Source organism: Microbacterium oryzae (assembly GCF_030406385.1).
In the GTDB taxonomy this organism is placed as follows: Bacteria; Actinomycetota; Actinomycetes; order Actinomycetales; family Microbacteriaceae; genus Microbacterium; species Microbacterium oryzae_A.
This window is the reverse complement of sequence record NZ_JAUEPM010000001.1, coordinates 383,943-399,279: the sequence shown is the minus strand read 5'-3', so window position 1 is coordinate 399,279 and position 15,337 is coordinate 383,943. Positions and strand designations below refer to the sequence as shown.

Here is a 15,337-nt window from a genome sequence, read left to right as displayed (position 1 = left end):
GCAGCGGATGGCCGCCGCCGTCGGCGTGCGCGCCGGTGACACCGTCATGTCGACCGCCGTCCCCGCGGTCATCCGTGGTCTCGGCGCGGCGGGCACGGCCATCCCGCAGGAGGGCGTGTCGGAGGCGGCCGCCCTCGCGGAGCTCCGCGACCTCGCGGGCCGGAACCGCGTGCTCTCGCCCATGATCGGGCTCGGCTACAGCGACACGCTCACGCCGTCGGTCATCCAGCGGAACGTGCTGGAGAACCCGTCCTGGTACACGGCGTACACGCCGTACCAGCCGGAGATCTCGCAGGGGCGCCTCGAGGCGCTGCTGAACTTCCAGACCATGGTCGCCGACCTCGCCGGGCTCCCCGTCGCGAACGCGTCCATGCTCGACGAGGCCACCGCCGCGGTCGAGGGGATGCTCGTCGCGCGCCGCGCGGTGCGCGGCGGCTCCGACGTGTTCGTCGTGGACGCCGACGCGCTGCCGCAGACGAAGGCGGTGCTGCGTGTGCGCGCGGAGGCCGTGGGCGTCGAGCTCGTCGAGCTGGACCTCGCCGGCGGCGCGCAGCTGCCCGAGTCGGTCTTCGGGGCGCTCGTGCAGTACCCGGGCGCCTCGGGCCGCGTGTGGAACCCGCAGGGCGTCATCGACGCCGTGCACGTCGCGGGCGGGCAGGCCGTCGTCGCCGCGGACCTCCTCGCGCTCACGCTCATCGCTTCGCCCGGCTCGCTCGGCGCGGACATCGTCGTGGGCTCCACGCAGCGCTTCGGCGTGCCGCTCGGCTTCGGCGGCCCGCACGCGGGCTACATGGTCGTGCGCCAGGGGCTCGAGCGGCAGCTGCCGGGGCGCCTCGTCGGCGTCTCGAAGGACGCCGACGGGCAGCTCGCCTACCGGCTCGCGCTGCAGACGCGCGAGCAGCACATCCGCCGTGAGAAGGCGACGAGCAACATCTGCACCGCGCAGGTGCTGCTGGCTGTGATGGCCGCGATGTACGCCGTCTATCATGGGTCGGATGGCCTCCGCGCGATCGCCGCGGACGTGCGGGAGAAGACGGCGCGGCTGCGCGAATCGCTCGTGGCCGCGGGAGCGGACGTCGTCGGGGGTGCGCACTTCGACACGCTGCGCGTGCGCGTGCCGGGTCGTGCGGCCGAGGTCGTCGCCGCCGCGCACGACGCCGGCGTGCTGCTGCACCGTGCAGACGCCGACACCGTCGGAATCTCCGTGGGCGAGGCCACGACGGAGGCGGACCTCGCCGCCGTCGCCCGGGCGTTCGAGGTGGCGGACGCGGATGCCGCTTCCGGTTCGCCAGTGCGGGGGAGCCGCGAAAGCGGCGTGGATCGTGTCGCCCGCACTGGCGGGTCGATCCCGGAGGAGCTGCGCCGCACCGAGCCGTTCCTCACGCACCCGGTGTTCTCGAGCCATCGCTCGGAGACCGCCATGATGCGGTACCTCAAGCGGCTCGCCGACAAGGACTACGCGCTCGATCGCGGCATGATCCCGCTCGGATCCTGCACGATGAAGCTCAACGCGGCCACGGCGATGGCATCGATCACGTGGCCGGAGTTCGGGCGCATCCATCCGTTCGCACCTCGAGAGGATATCGCCGGCTACCTCGAGCTCATCGACCAGCTCGAGGGATGGCTCGCCGACCTCACCGGGTACGACGCGGTCTCGCTGCAGCCGAACGCCGGCTCGCAGGGCGAGCTCGCGGGGCTCCTCGCCATCCGCGGCTACCACCGCTCGCGCGGGGACGAGAGCCGCGACGTGTGCCTCATCCCGTCGTCCGCGCACGGCACGAACGCCGCGTCCGCGGTGCTCGCCGGCATGCGCGTCGTCGTGGTGGCGTGCGACGAGCAGGGCAACGTCGACCTCGACGACCTGCGCGCGAAGATCACCGCGCACGCCGATGCGCTGTCGGCGCTCATGATCACCTACCCGTCCACACACGGGGTGTACGAGCACGACGTGCTCGACATCACCGCGGCCGTGCACGAGGCCGGCGGTCAGGTGTACATCGACGGCGCGAATCTTAACGCGCTCCTCGGTCACGCCCGCTTCGGCGACCTCGGCGGCGACGTCTCGCACCTCAACCTGCACAAGACGTTCGCCATTCCGCACGGCGGCGGCGGGCCGGGCGTCGGCCCGGTCGCGGCGAAGGCGCACCTCGCGGCGTTCCTGCCGTCGCACGCGTTCGCGCAGGGCGAGGGCGACACCGAGGGGATCGGCCCCGTGTCGGCGGCGCCGTACGGCTCAGCCGGCATCCTGCCGATCTCGTGGGCGTACGTGCGGATGATGGGTCTCGAGGGCCTCACGCAGGCGACCGACGCCGCGGTCCTCGCGGCGAACTACGTCGCCGCCCGCCTCGCCGAGCACTACCCGGTGCTCTACGCGGGCGAGAAGGGGCGCGTCGCGCACGAGTGCATCCTCGACCTGCGGCCCTTGAAGGCCGAGACCGGGGTGAGCGTCGACGACGTCGCCAAGCGCCTCATCGACTACGGCTTCCACGCGCCGACCATGTCGTTCCCCGTCGCGGGGACCCTCATGGTCGAGCCGACGGAGTCGGAGGACCTCGCCGAGCTCGACCGCTTCGTCGACGCGATGGTCGCCATCCGCCGCGAAGCGGAGCGCGTGCAGGCGGGGGAGTGGCCGCACGACGACAACCCGCTGGCGAACGCGCCGCATACCGCCGCGTCCGCGCTCGTCGGCGAGTGGAACCATCCCTACTCGCGGGAGGCGGCCGTCTACCCGGCCGGCGTCGGCGAAGCGAAGTACTGGCCGCCGGTGCGCCGCATCGACCAGGCCTACGGCGACCGCAATCTCGTCTGCGCCTGCCCGCCGATCGACGCGTTCGCATAGCCCCGGCGCTTCCTCCCGCGAGACCTCATCCCGCCCGCGAGACCTCCACTGCCACGTGGGGTCTCGCGGCGGGGGTGGGGTCTCGCCGGAGGAGGGGCGTCAGCGCTCGAAGCGGGCGCGGTCCGAGCCGGCCACGGCCATCCGGATGCGCTCGCGCATCTCGGGGTCGACGTCGTCGAGGTCGTCCACGCGGCGCCACAGCGCCTCGGTGTTCTCGCCGTCGGCGGGGCGCGGCTCGCCGGCGACGTACCGGAAGCGGAAGACGAGGTCGAGGTACTGCGAGCGGTCGCCGTTCGGATAGACCATCGGCGGCAGCGTGTTCACCCAGACGAGGGTCTCGGGCTCGGCGATGACGTCGGTTTCTTCGAGCACCTCGCGGGCGGCGGCGGCGGCCGGCTGCTCGCCCGGATCGATGATCCCGGTGACGGGGGTGAGGCGCGCGTTGTCGGTGCGGCGGACGAGGAGGACCTCCTGCTCCTCGCCCTCCCCGCGCAGGACGACCGCGGTGACGCCGGTGAGCCACAGCAGCTCCGTTCCGATCTTCTCGCGCAGCCGGAGGATGAAGTCGGGGGTCGCCATGGCCCGATCCTATGCGCGCGCCCCGATAGCGTGGACGCGTGGACTTCGCTGCGACCCCCGTGCTCGAGAACGACATCGTGCGGCTGGAGCCGCTGCGGCCGGCGCATTCCGACGACCTCGCCGCGGCCGTGGCGACCGACGACCTCTGGCGCACCTGGTACACGCGCATCCCCGCACCCGAGCGGATGGTCGAGGAGATCCAGCGCCGTCTGGCCGAGCAGGAGGCAGGGCGGATGGCGCCGTGGGCGGTCGTCGACGTCGCGTCGGGCCAGGCGATCGGGATGACGACGTACCTGCACATCGAGCCGGATCACCGGCGTCTGGAGATCGGATCGACGTGGCTCGGCACCGCGGCGCAGGGGACCGGCATCAACCCGGCCGCCAAGCTGCTGCTCCTCGAGCGGGCGTTCGAGGTGCTCGGATGCATCTGCGTGCAGCTGTGCACGCACTGGCACAACCGCCAGTCGCGCGCGGCCATCGCCCGGCTCGGCGCGAAGCAGGACGGCGTGCTCCGCAGCCACGCGATCTTCCCCGACGGGCACGTCCGCGACACCGTGGTGTTCTCGATCATCGAGCCGGAGTGGCCGGCGGTGCGCCTGGGGCTCGAGGAGCGCCTGGCTCGGCGGGGTGCGGCGGGGTGACCGTCGACATCCGCCCACTGGTCCCTGCGGACGTCGACGCGGTCGTCGAGCTGTGGCGGGAGGCCGGCCTCATCCGCGCGTGGAACGACCCGCGCGAGGACATCCGTCGCGCCCGTGCGGTGTGGCCCGACCTCTTGCTGGTCGCTGAGCACGACGGCGCGGTCGTCGGCTCTGTGATGGCGGGCTACGACGGTCATCGGGGGTGGCTCTACTACCTCGCGAGCGCTCGCGCCGGTGTCGGACGAGCGCTCGTCGCGGAGGCGGAGCGCCGGCTCATCGCACTGGGCTGCCCCAAGGTCATGCTCATGGTGCGGCCTGACAACGCCGGGGTCCTGGGCTATTACGACCTGCTCGGCTACGAGCGGGAGGGCGTCCTGGTCGCGGGGAAGCGTCTCATCCCCGACACGCCCCCTCCACCTCGCGAGAATCCACGCCGGCGGTGACAATGCAGTCGGCCACGGCATTGTCGCCGTCGCGCTGCATTGTCGCGGGGGAGCGCCTCCGGATGGTGCGGGTACGGCATGCGGTGCGGGCTACAGAAGGCGGACGAGCGTGGCGAGTCGTGCGCTCTCCACCTGGCGCAGGCGCGGGATACCCGCTTCGTGCAGGCGCCGGTCGAACACATCGCGCGACCTGAGGTCCGCCCAGGTCCACCGGACGACGGTCCGGACGCGACGGCGCAGCTCATCCTCTCGGCGCTTCTCCTTCCAGAGCGCGGCCGCGGGATCGCCGAGGGAACCGTCGTACTTCACTCGACCATCGGCTTCTCCCACGACGCCGAACTCCTCCCAGAACATGTCGGCGCGGCAACCGCCGCTCGGAAGCGAGAACGGCGCTTGCAGCACGGGCGGCGGGTACCCCAACCAGTGCACGCAGGCGCGGTTGACCGACTCGAGAACGCTTCCGCTCAACGGCGACGCGAATTTCAACGGCCAGACCGCCGCGCGACGCCCGCGAGATCCCGCTCGCGCGTCATTCCGCTCCAGCAGCGGACTTCCGTCGACCCACCGCGATGCCTGCACGAGCGCGTCCGCGGCGGCGAGGGCACTCGCGGGATGGCGGAGCCGAGCAAGGTCGACAACGGTCTCGCTCGGGGTGGTGACGAGTATGCCGTCGAGGTCATCGATGTCGCGGGCCACGGCGCTGACGTGCACCCGGACGGTGCCGATGCGCCGCGCCGCAGTGCCCTGAGCGTCGAGGATGTGAACCTCCCGCTGACGTCCGAGCAACGGCAGTCCCAGGAGCGCCGCCGCGGACTCCAGGCAGAAGACGGCGCCGGGATGAGTCAGCGCGACGGCGTGCACGGTCGCGAGGTACCGGTCCCGAGCATTCAGGGCACGCCAGAGATCGGACGGTGCGCAGACGCCTCTGGTGACCCTGACCAGGGTGCCTTGCCGGAGCGCTCTGTCGATGTCGACGCCGGCGGCCCCGCGGGGCAGGAGGGGAAGCGGCACGGGGCGGATTCCGCGGATCGGCGGCGACGCAGCGGTCATCCCGTCAGCTTCGAGGAAGGCAAGGCCTGGTGCGGTGCCGCAGTCGGATCTGTGGACGCCACAGCAACCGCGGCGGGCATGTGCAGGAGACGTACCTCCGCGCCGCTCGCGATCATTCGCGCGAGAATCCAGACGCACCGCGACAATGCGGCCGGCGGGTGAATTGTCGCCGCATGCCGGGATTCTCGCAGGTCAGCACGCCGCGGGTCAGCGCGCCGCGGGTCAGCGCGCAGCGCGCCGCGGGCCGGGCCGCGCCCGGGGAACGCGGCCGAGCGGCTCATGGCAGGAACGGGGCCACCAGGGGATAGCCCACGAACGCGAAGACGTCGATCAGCGCGTGGGCGAGCACCAGGGGCATCACGCGCCCCCAGCGGCGGTAGCACCAGCCGAACACGACGCCCATCGCGAAGTTCCCGATGATCGCGCCGAACCCCTGGTACGCGTGATACGCAGCCCGAAGCCCTGCGACCGCGAGGATGATCGTCCACGGCCGCCATCCGACGCGCCCGAGCCGGTCGAAGAGGTACCCGCCGAGGATCACCTCCTCGAGGAGCCCCGCGCGCAGAGCGGACAGCACGAGCACGGGCACGAGCCACCCGTCGATCCCCGACGAGGCCTGCACGTCCACGTTGAGTCCCAGCAGCCGCGCCCCGACGTAGAGCGCGATCCCCGGCACGCCGATGACGACGAGCAGGATGGCCGCACGGCCGAGATCCCGAGGAAGGGAGCGGAGATCCAGCCCGATGCCGCGCAGCGCGCTGCGGCCCGGCTCCCACAGGAGGTACACCACCAGTGCAACGAGGCAGAGGTCGAACCCGATGTCGAGCAGCCGGTAGACGACGTCCCACGCCGGCTCCTCGGCGCGAGCGGGGTTCAGCGCCGTCGCCTGATCGGCCAAGGCCTCCGGACGCAGCAGCGCGCGCAGGAGCGAGAGCACGGAGTAGAGCGCCGACTGCCCGAGGGAGAGCGCGAGCACGATCGCGATCTCCCAACCCAGGCGGCGGCGGTCGACAGATGTGGAACAGACGGCGGTCACCGCCCGAGCGTCGCACATCGCACAAGGAGCGTGCTGAGAAGGAGCATCTGATTGTGGTAGCTCCACGAAACTCGTGCGAAACATGACGGAAATATGCATTGTGCCAAACGGAACAGGCGCTGAGTAAAGGGACTGTAACGGTTTTGGAGAGGATTTGGCACACACCGCCGCGCCGCCTAGATTCGACCCATCGCTGACAGGGGATTCTGAGCCCCTGCTCGGCACCCCCATCCCCTTCCATCGGAGGAACAAAGTGAAGCGCAACAAGATCGCCCTCTCGGGTCTCGCGCTCCTCGGCGTCGGCAGCCTCGCGCTCGCCGGCTGCGCGAGCGACGGCGGCGGCTCGACCGACGAGGACACGGCTTCTGACAGCGGCGCGTCGACGGCCATCGTGTCGACGAACGGCAACGAGCCGCAGAATCCGCTCATCCCGACCAGCACCAACGAGGTCGGCGGCGGCAAGATCCTCGACAGCATCTTCGCCGGGCTCATCTCGTACGAGGCCGACGGTGCCGTCGTCAACGATGTCGCAGAGGACATCACGGTCGACTCCCCGACGCAGCTGACGGTCAAGATCCGCGAGGGCCTGACGTTCACGAACGGCGAAGAGGTCACCGCCGACAACTTCATCAAGGCGTGGAACTACGGCGCGCTCGCCTCGAACCAGCAGCTCTCGAGCTACTTCTTCGAAGACATCGAGGGCTTCAGCTACGACGAGGACTCCGAGCTCACGGGCCTCGAGCAGGTCGACGACTACACGTTCACGATCACGCTCAACAAGCCCGCCTCGGACTTCGCACAGCGCCTCGGCTACTCCGCGTACTACCCGCTCCCGGACGTGGCGTTCGAGGACATGGACGCGTTCGGCGAGAACCCGATCGGCAACGGCCCCTACAAGCTGGCCGAGGAGGGCGCGTGGCAGCACGACGTCCAGATCGACCTCGTCAAGAACGAGGACTACGACGGTCCGCGCGAGGCGGTCAACGGCGGCCTGACCATCATCTTCTACGCGACGCAGGACGCCGCGTACCAGGACCTGCTCGCGGGCAACCTCGACATCCTCGACCAGATCCCGGACTCCGCGTTCGAGACCTACCAGGACGAGCTCGGCGACAACTGGGTGAACCAGCCCGCCGCGATCTTCCAGTCGTTCACGATCCCGCAGTACTTCGAGCACTTCGAGGGCGAAGAGGGCCAGCTGCGCCGCCAGGCGATCTCGATGGCCATCAACCGCGAGGAGATCACCGACGTGATCTTCCAGGGCACCCGCACGCCGGCCAGCGACTTCACGTCGCCCGTCATCGACGGCTGGAGCGAGTCGCTCGAGGGCGGCGAGGTCCTGGAGTACGACCCCGAGATGGCGGCCGAGCTCTGGGCGCAGGCCGATGAGATCAGCCCGTGGGAGGGCGAGTTCAAGATCGCCTACAACGCCGACGGCGGCCACCAGGCCTGGGTCGACGCGACCGTGAACTCGATCGCCGGCGTGCTGGGCATCGACGCGGTGGGCGAGCCGTACCCCGACTTCGCGGGTCTCCGCGACGAGGTCACCAACCGCACCATCACCTCGGCCTTCCGCACCGGATGGCAGGCGGACTACCCGGGTCTGTACAACTTCCTGGGCCCGCTCTACGCCACGAACGCCGGCTCCAACGACGGCGACTACTCGAGCGAGGAGTTCGACTCGCTCCTGGCCGAGGGCATCTCGGAGACCGACGCGGAAGCCGCCAACGAGCTGTTCGCCGAGGCGCAGGCGGTCCTCCTGCAGGACCTCCCGGCCATCCCGCTCTGGTACTCGAACGTGACCGGCGGATGGGCTGACACCGTCGACAACGTCGAGTTCGGCTGGAACTCGGTGCCGCTCTACTACGAGGTCACCAAGGCCGAGTAAGCACCCCTTACCCCGCGAGGCGGTGACGTCACCACGTCACCGCCTCGCACCATGTCCCAGCCGGTTCACCCCTCTCCCAGAAAAAGAGGGAGAGGATAAGAGGCTGGGGCGCCGTCGTGCGGGCGCCTTATCGCTGTGTGCCCGCACGGACGATAGAACCCCCGGAGGGAGGTCGAGGATGGCCACTTACATCCTCAGACGGATCCTGCAGGTCATTCCGGTTTTCCTGGGTGCCACTCTGCTGATCTACTTCATGGTCTTCGCTATGCCCGGAGACCCCATCGCGGCGCTGTTCGGCGACAAGCAGCCCCCGCCCGCGGTGCTCGAGCGCCTGCGCGCCCAGTATCTGCTGGACCAGCCGTTCATCGTGCAGTACCTGAACTACCTCGGCGGGATCTTCCGCCTCGACTTCGGCGTGACGTTCTCCGGTCAGAACGTCCTCGATGTCCTCGCCCGCACGTTCCCGGTGACGCTGCGCCTGGCGGTGCTGGCCATCCTCATCGCGTTCGTCCTGGCGATCGTGGTCGGCGCGGGCTCGGCGCTGCTCAAGGGCACGATCTTCGATCACGCGATGCTGGTCGTGGCGCTGATCTTCGTCGCCGTTCCGATCTTCGTGCTGTCGTTCATCGCGCAGTTCTTCCTCGGCGTGAAGCTCGGCTGGTTCAGCCCGACAGTGGGCGCGAACAACGACTGGGGCGACCTGTGGCTGCCGGCCATCGTGCTGGCGCTCAGCATCTACGCCACGAGCATGCGTCTGACGCGCTCGTCGACGATCGAGACGCTGGGTCAGGACTGGGTGCGCACGGCCTACAGCAAGGGCCTCTCGCGCGGCCGGGTCATCCCCGTGCACGTGCTGCGGAACTCGCTCATCCCGATGGTCACCGACACCGCCACGCAGTTCGGCGTGCTCATGGTCGGCGCCACGGTCACCGAGGGCATCTTCAACGTCCCCGGCGTGGGCAACACGCTGTACCAGGCGATCATCCGACATGAGACCCCCACCGTGGTGTCGTTCGTCACGATCTTCGTGGTGGTCTACGTGCTCATCAACCTGCTCATCGACCTGCTCTACGGTCTGCTCGACCCGAGGATCCGCTATGTCCGCTAGTACGCATTACGTGGCGCCCGTGAAGGCGTCCGAGGTCGTCGTCGACGCCGTGCGGGTCGACGGCAAGAAGAGCAACCTGTGGCTCGACGCATGGCGCGACCTGCGCCGTCGCCCGCTCTTCTGGGCGTCCCTCGCGCTGGCCGCGCTCTTCATCGTGATGGCGGTCGTGCCCACGCTCTTCACGAGCGTCGCGCCGAGCGGCGGGGCCTGCACGCTCGCGAACAGCAACGGCGACCCGACTGCCGGGCACCCGCTCGGCTTCACGCGCCAGGGCTGCGACATCTGGTCGCGCCTGGTCTGGGGCACGCGCACGTCGCTCATCGTCGGCCTGCTGGCCACGATCATCGGCACGGTCATCGGCGTCGTCATGGGCTCCATCGCGGCCTTCTACGGCGGATGGGTCGACGCGCTGCTCTCGCGCATCGGCGACGTGTTCTTCACGATCCCCTACATCGTCGCGGCCATCGTCGTGATGACGGTGCTGTCCACCCAGCGGAACGAGCTCACGCTCGCGTTCGCCATCGGCGGCTTCTCCTGGGCCTCGACCGCGCGCATCATCCGCGCCGAGGTGCTGCGCGTGAAGCAGTCGGACTACGTCATGGCGTCGATCTCGCTCGGCCTCTCGCGGTTCAAGACCCTCGTGGTCCACGTGCTGCCGAACGCGATCGCGCCGGTCATCGTCGTGGCCACGATCAGCCTCGGAAGCGCGATCGTCGCGGAGTCGACGCTGTCGTTCCTCGGCGTCGGCCTCGGCGGCGGAACCGTCTCGTGGGGTGCCGACATCAGCCAGGCGCAGACGGCCATTCGCACCGCCCCGATGGCTCTCATCTATCCCTCGCTGGCGCTCACCCTCGCGGTGCTCGCCTTCATCATGCTGGGCGAGCTCCTCCGCGACGCCCTCGACCCGAAGGCCAGGGCGCAGCGATGAGCGGAACGAAGGACACCACCATGAACGAGCCCCTGCTCCGCATCCGCGGCCTGAAGGTGGCGTTCGGCACCGGCAAGAAGCAGCGCGAAGTCGTCCACGGCGTCGACCTCGACGTGCACCGCGGCGAGACCGTCGCCATCGTCGGCGAGTCCGGTTCGGGCAAGTCGACCACCGCCACGGCGATCATCGACCTGCTGCCCGGCACGGGCGAGGTCACCGCAGGGTCGATCCAGCTCGACGGCGTCGAGCTCACCCAGGTGGACCGTCGTGAGATGGAGTCGATCCGCGGCCGCCGCATCGGCTACGTGCCGCAGGACCCGATGTCGAACCTCAACCCGGTGTGGTCGATCGGCTTCCAGGTGAAGGAGGCCGTCCGCGCGAACGGGCTGGCCACCGGGCGCAAGGAGGTCGAGAAGCGCGCGATCGAGGTGCTGCAGCAGGCGGGCCTCGCCGACGCCGAGCGGCGTCTGCACCAGTTCCCGCACCAGTTCTCCGGCGGCATGCGCCAGCGCGCCCTCATCGGCATCGGCCTCGCGGCCGACCCGGCGCTGCTCATCGCGGATGAGCCGACGAGCGCGCTCGACGTCACCGTCCAGCGGGTGATCCTCGACCACCTCGCCTCGCTCACGCGCGAGAAGGGCACCTCGGTGCTCTTCATCACGCACGACCTCGGCCTCGCCGCCGACCGCGCCGACACCATCGTCGTGATGAGCCGGGGCGAAGTCGTGGAGTCGGGGCCCAGCCGCGAGATCCTCCAGAACCCGCAGCACCCCTACACGCAGCGCCTCGTCGCCGCGGCGCCGAGCCTGGCGTCGCAGCGCATCCAGGCGACGGCGGAGGACCGCGGCGTGGCGACGACGACCGAGGTGCTGCACACCGCGGCGCCCGTCGTCGAGGTGCGCGACCTCGTCAAGGAGTACAAGATCCGCCGCGGCGGGTTCCGCAGCGAGCCGTTCCGCGCGGTGGACGGGGTCTCCTTCCAGATCCCCAAGGGCAAGACGCTCGCGCTGGTGGGTGAATCAGGATCCGGCAAGTCCACGGTCGCGAAGATGGTGCTGCAGCTGGAGCCCGCGACGAGCGGGCAGATCCTCATCGACGGCACCGACGCGACGACGCTGTCGTCGCGCGAGGTGTTCGACCTGCGCGGGCGGATGCAGCCGGTCTTCCAGGACCCCTACGGGTCTCTCGACCCGCTGCGCTCGATCGGCGCGCTCATCTCCGAGCCGCTGAACGTGCACAAGGTCGGCGACACCGCGTCGCGCCGCGAGCGGGTGTTCGAGCTCCTCGAGCAGGTCGCGCTCCCGCGCGAGCTGGCCTGGCGCTACCCGAACGAGCTGTCCGGCGGCCAGCGTCAGCGCGTGGCGATCGCGCGCGCGCTCGCGCTCAAGCCCGACATCGTCGTCCTCGACGAGGCGGTCTCCGCGCTCGACGTCCTCGTGCAGGACCAGATCCTGAAGCTCCTCGCCGAGCTCCAGGGCGAGCTGGGCCTGACGTATCTGTTCATCACGCACGACCTGGCGGTCGTGCGCGTGGCCGCCGACCTCGTCTGCGTCATGGAGCAGGGGCGCGTGGTCGAGCAGGGCGCGGTGGACACGATCTTCGCCGACCCGAAGCAGGAGTACACGCGTCGGCTCCTCGAGGCCATCCCCGGCCAGACGATGGAGATCGGCAGCCGATGACCCACCCGCGGGAGAGGAGCCGGATCATCCGCGGCAATGCGGGCCTGGTCTGGCTCCTCCTCGCGGCCGTCGCCGTCGCGTTCCTGCTCGGCGACGTCCTCATCCGCGGCAGTGCACAGCAGGCGGTGCTCATCGCGCCGTGGCTCCTGCTGCCGCTGTGGTTCGTCTGGACCTTCCTGTACGCGCCGAGCGTCGTCGCCCACCCGCGCGGCGCGACCGTGCGCAATCCCCTGCGCACGGCCGAGATCCCCTGGACCGCCGTCGAGAGCATCGCGCTCCGCTGGCAGGTGGCCTTCGTGCTCGAGAGCGGGCGGGCCATCCAGGCCTGGGCCATCCCGGCGGGCAAGCCGACCCGCCGCGGGGTGCCCCACCCGTCCGAGCGCGAGACCGAGATCCTGCGCGAGCTGCACGAGCAGGCGGCGGATGGCGCGGTGTCGAACGATGGCGCGGTGTCGGATGGCGCGGCGTCGGCGAACCGAACCGTACCCGTCGGCAGGGTGCGCACCTCGTGGAATGCCCCGCAGCTCATCGCGCTCGTCGTCCTCGTGGTGTGGGCCGCCGTCGCGGTGGCGGTGACGCCATGAGCACCCCGTCCGCGTACCGGGTCGCGTTCCGGCGGCCATCCGGCTGGGTGGCGTTCGCCGTCGCCGCGGCCCTCTCCCTCTACCTCCTGGGTGACGCCGTGGTCCGCGGGCGCGCCTTCGACGCGGTCCTCGTCGCTCCCTGGCTCCTCGCGCTCTGCTGGGGCGTGTACGTCTTCCTCGCCGCACCGAGCGTCGTGGCCGTCGATGACCGGCTGCGGGTGCGCAACACCCTGCGCACGGCCGACGTCCCCTGGTCGCGGATCGCGGCCATCCGCATGCGCTGGCAGCTGGAGATCGTCCTCGACGACGGGCGGGTCCTGCCGGCGCTCGGCGCCGCCCCGCGGCACCTGCACATCAACCGCCGCGAGCAGCCGGGCGACGACCAGGCGGCCACGCTCGAGCTCTTCCGCGAGCGCGCGGCCGCGTCCGACGAGCCGGTGCGGCGCGGCTGGCATGCGCCGTCGCTCGTCCTCCTCGCCGTGATCGTCGCCTGGGCGCTCTGGTCGCTCGCCGTCACCGGCCTCTTCGGGTTCTGAGGCCGCGCCTTCGAGCAGGCTGAGCGCTGTCGCGGAAGCGGGGGATAGGATGGAGCGCCCCGCTTTCGGGGCCAATCCCCACATCAGAAGGACCCTTCATGGCGCTCGCCCATCGTTCCGACCTCCGCAACGTCGCGATCGTCGCGCACGTCGACCACGGCAAGACCACCCTCGTGGACGCGATGCTGCGCCAGACCGGCTCGTTCGGAGAGCACGCTCACGTCGAGGAGCGCGCGATGGACTCGAACGACCTCGAGCGCGAGAAGGGCATCACGATCCTCGCCAAGAACACGGCGATCACCTACAACGGCCTGCACACCGACGTGCCGGTCACGATCAACGTCATCGACACCCCGGGCCACGCCGACTTCGGCGGCGAGGTCGAGCGCGGCCTGTCCATGGTCGACGGCGTCGTGCTCCTCGTCGACGCGTCGGAGGGCCCGCTGCCGCAGACCCGCTTCGTGCTGCGCAAGGCCCTCGAGGCCAAGCTCCCCGTCATCCTGCTCGTGAACAAGACCGACCGCCCCGACGCGCGCATCGCCGCCGTCGAGGAGGAGGCTCACGACCTGCTCCTCGGCCTCGCAAGCGACCTGCAGGACGACGTCCCCGACCTCGACGTCGACGCGCTGCTCGACGTGCCGGTCGTGTACGCCTCCGGCCGCGCCGGCGCCGCCTCGCGCAACCGCCCCGCCGACGGGGCGCTCCCCGACAACGACGACCTCGAGCCGCTGTTCGAGGCCATCCTCGAGCACGTGCCCGCTCCGGAGTACGACGACGAGGCGCCGCTGCAGGCCTGGGTGACGAACCTCGACTCCTCCGCGTTCCTCGGTCGTCTCGCGCTGCTGCGCGTCTTCAACGGCACCCTGAAGAAGGGGCAGACCGTCGCCTGGGTGCGTCAGGACGGCACCACGCAGAACGCCCGCATCACCGAGCTGCTGCTCACGAAGGCGCTCGAGCGGTATCCGGCCGAGTCGGCGGGCCCCGGCGACATCGCCGTCATCGCCGGCTTCGACGACATCATGATCGGCGAGACCATCGCCGACCCCGATGACGTCCGTCCGCTGCCGCAGATCAAGGTCGACGACCCCGCCATCTCGATGACCATCGGCACGAACACGTCGCCGCTCGTCGGCAAGGTGAAGGGCCACAAGCTCACCGCTCGCATGGTGAAGGACCGCCTCGACCGCGAGCTCATCGGCAACGTCTCGCTCAAGGTCGTCGACATCGGAAAGCCCGACGCATGGGAGGTGCAGGGCCGCGGTGAGCTGGCCCTGGCCATCCTCGTCGAGAACATGCGCCGCGAGGGCTTCGAGCTGACCGTCGGCAAGCCGCAGGTGGTCACGAAGAAGATCGACGGCAAGACGTACGAGCCCTTCGAGCACCTCACGATCGACTCCCCGGAGGAGTACCTCGGCGCGATCACGCAGCTGCTCGCCGCCCGCAAGGGCCGCATGGAGAACATGACGAACCACGGCACCGGCTGGGTGCGCATGGAGTTCATCGTGCCGTCGCGCGGTCTCATCGGCTTCCGCACCGAGTTCCTCACCACCACGCGCGGCACCGGCATCGCCAACGCCATCTCCCACGGCTACGAGCCGTGGGCGGGCCAGATCGTCACGCGCCAGAACGGCTCGATCGTCGCCGACCGCTCCGGCGTCGTCACGCCCTTCGCCATGATCGCCCTGCAGGAGCGCATGTCGTTCTTCGTGCAGCCGACCGAGGAGGTCTACGAGGGCATGGTCATCGGCGAGAACTCGCGCAGCGAGGACATGGACGTGAACATCACCAAGGAGAAGAAGCTCACGAACATGCGGTCGGCCACGGCCGACACGTTCGAGTCGATGACGCCGCCGCGTCTGCTCTCCCTCGAGGAGTCCCTCGAGTTCGCGCGCGAGGACGAGTGCGTGGAGGTCACGCCCGAGAAGGTGCGCATCCGCAAGGTCGTCCTCGACGCGACCGAGCGCGGTCGCGCCGCCTCGCGCCTCAAGCGCCAGGGTTGATCCTCGCGGAGTGATCCTCGGCAAGC

The 15,337-nt window shown here is 70.2% G+C and carries 13 protein-coding genes; 10 read left to right on the top strand and 3 right to left on the bottom strand.

What is annotated here, in order from left to right; genetic code table 11:
• The first annotated feature begins 7 nt into the window (after nucleotides 1-7).
• A complete protein-coding gene (gene gcvP, locus QWJ90_RS02080) occupies nucleotides 8-2,839 on the top strand; it encodes an aminomethyl-transferring glycine dehydrogenase (protein ID WP_436836684.1) in 2,832 nt (943 codons plus the stop codon).
• 99 nt (nucleotides 2,840-2,938) lie between these two features.
• Here gcvP and QWJ90_RS02075 read toward each other — a convergent pair whose 3' ends face one another.
• Nucleotides 2,939-3,418 carry an NUDIX hydrolase gene (locus QWJ90_RS02075; protein WP_290105934.1) on the bottom strand — a complete coding sequence of 160 codons (480 nt, stop codon included), beginning with the start codon at nucleotides 3,416-3,418 and terminating at the stop codon, nucleotides 2,939-2,941.
• A 38-nt stretch (nucleotides 3,419-3,456) separates the two neighbouring features.
• On the opposite strand from QWJ90_RS02075, the gene QWJ90_RS02070 reads away from it, so the two are divergent.
• Both QWJ90_RS02070 and QWJ90_RS02065 read left to right on the top strand, forming a co-directional pair.
• Nucleotides 3,457-4,059: a GNAT family N-acetyltransferase gene (locus QWJ90_RS02070; protein WP_290105933.1), complete on the top strand. Its 603-nt coding sequence runs from the start codon at nucleotides 3,457-3,459 to the stop codon at nucleotides 4,057-4,059.
• The gene (locus QWJ90_RS02065) at nucleotides 4,056-4,502 is read left to right on the top strand and encodes a GNAT family acetyltransferase (protein WP_290105932.1); all 447 of its coding nucleotides are present in this window, start codon (nucleotides 4,056-4,058) and stop codon (nucleotides 4,500-4,502) included. Before QWJ90_RS02070 ends, QWJ90_RS02065 begins: the two co-directional genes overlap by 4 nt.
• A gap of 90 nt (nucleotides 4,503-4,592) precedes the next feature.
• Here QWJ90_RS02065 and QWJ90_RS02060 read toward each other — a convergent pair whose 3' ends face one another.
• Both QWJ90_RS02060 and QWJ90_RS02055 read right to left on the bottom strand, forming a co-directional pair.
• On the bottom strand, nucleotides 4,593-5,363 hold the full coding sequence (locus QWJ90_RS02060; protein ID WP_290105931.1) for a hypothetical protein: 771 nt from the start codon (nucleotides 5,361-5,363) through the stop codon (nucleotides 4,593-4,595).
• A 466-nt stretch (nucleotides 5,364-5,829) separates the two neighbouring features.
• Nucleotides 5,830-6,606, bottom strand: a complete 777-nt coding sequence (locus QWJ90_RS02055) for a CPBP family intramembrane glutamic endopeptidase (protein ID WP_436836674.1) — start codon at nucleotides 6,604-6,606, stop codon at nucleotides 5,830-5,832.
• 235 nt (nucleotides 6,607-6,841) lie between these two features.
• Here QWJ90_RS02055 and QWJ90_RS02050 point away from each other — a divergent pair, with 235 nt between their 5' ends.
• From QWJ90_RS02050 to typA, 7 genes are all read left to right on the top strand, one after another.
• A complete protein-coding gene (locus tag QWJ90_RS02050; protein ID WP_290105929.1) occupies nucleotides 6,842-8,476 on the top strand; it encodes a peptide ABC transporter substrate-binding protein in 1,635 nt (544 codons plus the stop codon).
• A gap of 178 nt (nucleotides 8,477-8,654) precedes the next feature.
• Nucleotides 8,655-9,584, top strand: coding sequence for an ABC transporter permease (locus tag QWJ90_RS02045; RefSeq protein ID WP_290105928.1), 930 nt, complete (start codon nucleotides 8,655-8,657; stop codon nucleotides 9,582-9,584).
• Nucleotides 9,574-10,512 (top strand): ABC transporter permease, encoded by a 939-nt coding sequence (locus tag QWJ90_RS02040; protein ID WP_290105927.1) that lies wholly within the window; start codon nucleotides 9,574-9,576, stop codon nucleotides 10,510-10,512. The genes QWJ90_RS02045 and QWJ90_RS02040 overlap by 11 nt, the downstream gene beginning before the upstream one ends.
• A 20-nt stretch (nucleotides 10,513-10,532) precedes the next feature.
• Nucleotides 10,533-12,191, top strand: a complete 1,659-nt coding sequence (locus QWJ90_RS02035) for a dipeptide ABC transporter ATP-binding protein (protein ID WP_290105926.1) — start codon at nucleotides 10,533-10,535, stop codon at nucleotides 12,189-12,191.
• The gene (locus QWJ90_RS02030) at nucleotides 12,188-12,775 is read left to right on the top strand and encodes a PH domain-containing protein (protein WP_290105925.1); all 588 of its coding nucleotides are present in this window, start codon (nucleotides 12,188-12,190) and stop codon (nucleotides 12,773-12,775) included. Before QWJ90_RS02035 ends, QWJ90_RS02030 begins: the two co-directional genes overlap by 4 nt.
• Nucleotides 12,772-13,311 (top strand): PH domain-containing protein, encoded by a 540-nt coding sequence (locus QWJ90_RS02025; protein ID WP_290105924.1) that lies wholly within the window; start codon nucleotides 12,772-12,774, stop codon nucleotides 13,309-13,311. The genes QWJ90_RS02030 and QWJ90_RS02025 overlap by 4 nt, the downstream gene beginning before the upstream one ends.
• Nucleotides 13,312-13,409: 98 nt before the next feature.
• The gene (typA, locus tag QWJ90_RS02020; RefSeq protein ID WP_290105923.1) at nucleotides 13,410-15,311 is read left to right on the top strand and encodes a translational GTPase TypA; all 1,902 of its coding nucleotides are present in this window, start codon (nucleotides 13,410-13,412) and stop codon (nucleotides 15,309-15,311) included.
• Nucleotides 15,312-15,337 lie beyond the last annotated feature (26 nt).

Coding starts and splice junctions, on each gene's coding strand:
- gcvP (WP_436836684.1), top strand. CDS start 8: ATGGCCGCCGCCGTCGGCGTGCGCGCCGGTGACACCGTCATGTCGACC.
- QWJ90_RS02075 (WP_290105934.1), bottom strand. CDS start 3,418: ATGGCGACCCCCGACTTCATCCTCCGGCTGCGCGAGAAGATCGGAACG.
- typA (WP_290105923.1), top strand. CDS start 13,410: ATGGCGCTCGCCCATCGTTCCGACCTCCGCAACGTCGCGATCGTCGCG.
- QWJ90_RS02040 (WP_290105927.1), top strand. CDS start 9,574: ATGTCCGCTAGTACGCATTACGTGGCGCCCGTGAAGGCGTCCGAGGTC.
- QWJ90_RS02025 (WP_290105924.1), top strand. CDS start 12,772: ATGAGCACCCCGTCCGCGTACCGGGTCGCGTTCCGGCGGCCATCCGGC.
- QWJ90_RS02035 (WP_290105926.1), top strand. CDS start 10,533: ATGAACGAGCCCCTGCTCCGCATCCGCGGCCTGAAGGTGGCGTTCGGC.
- QWJ90_RS02055 (WP_436836674.1), bottom strand. CDS start 6,606: ATGTGCGACGCTCGGGCGGTGACCGCCGTCTGTTCCACATCTGTCGAC.
- QWJ90_RS02030 (WP_290105925.1), top strand. CDS start 12,188: ATGACCCACCCGCGGGAGAGGAGCCGGATCATCCGCGGCAATGCGGGC.
- QWJ90_RS02045 (WP_290105928.1), top strand. CDS start 8,655: ATGGCCACTTACATCCTCAGACGGATCCTGCAGGTCATTCCGGTTTTC.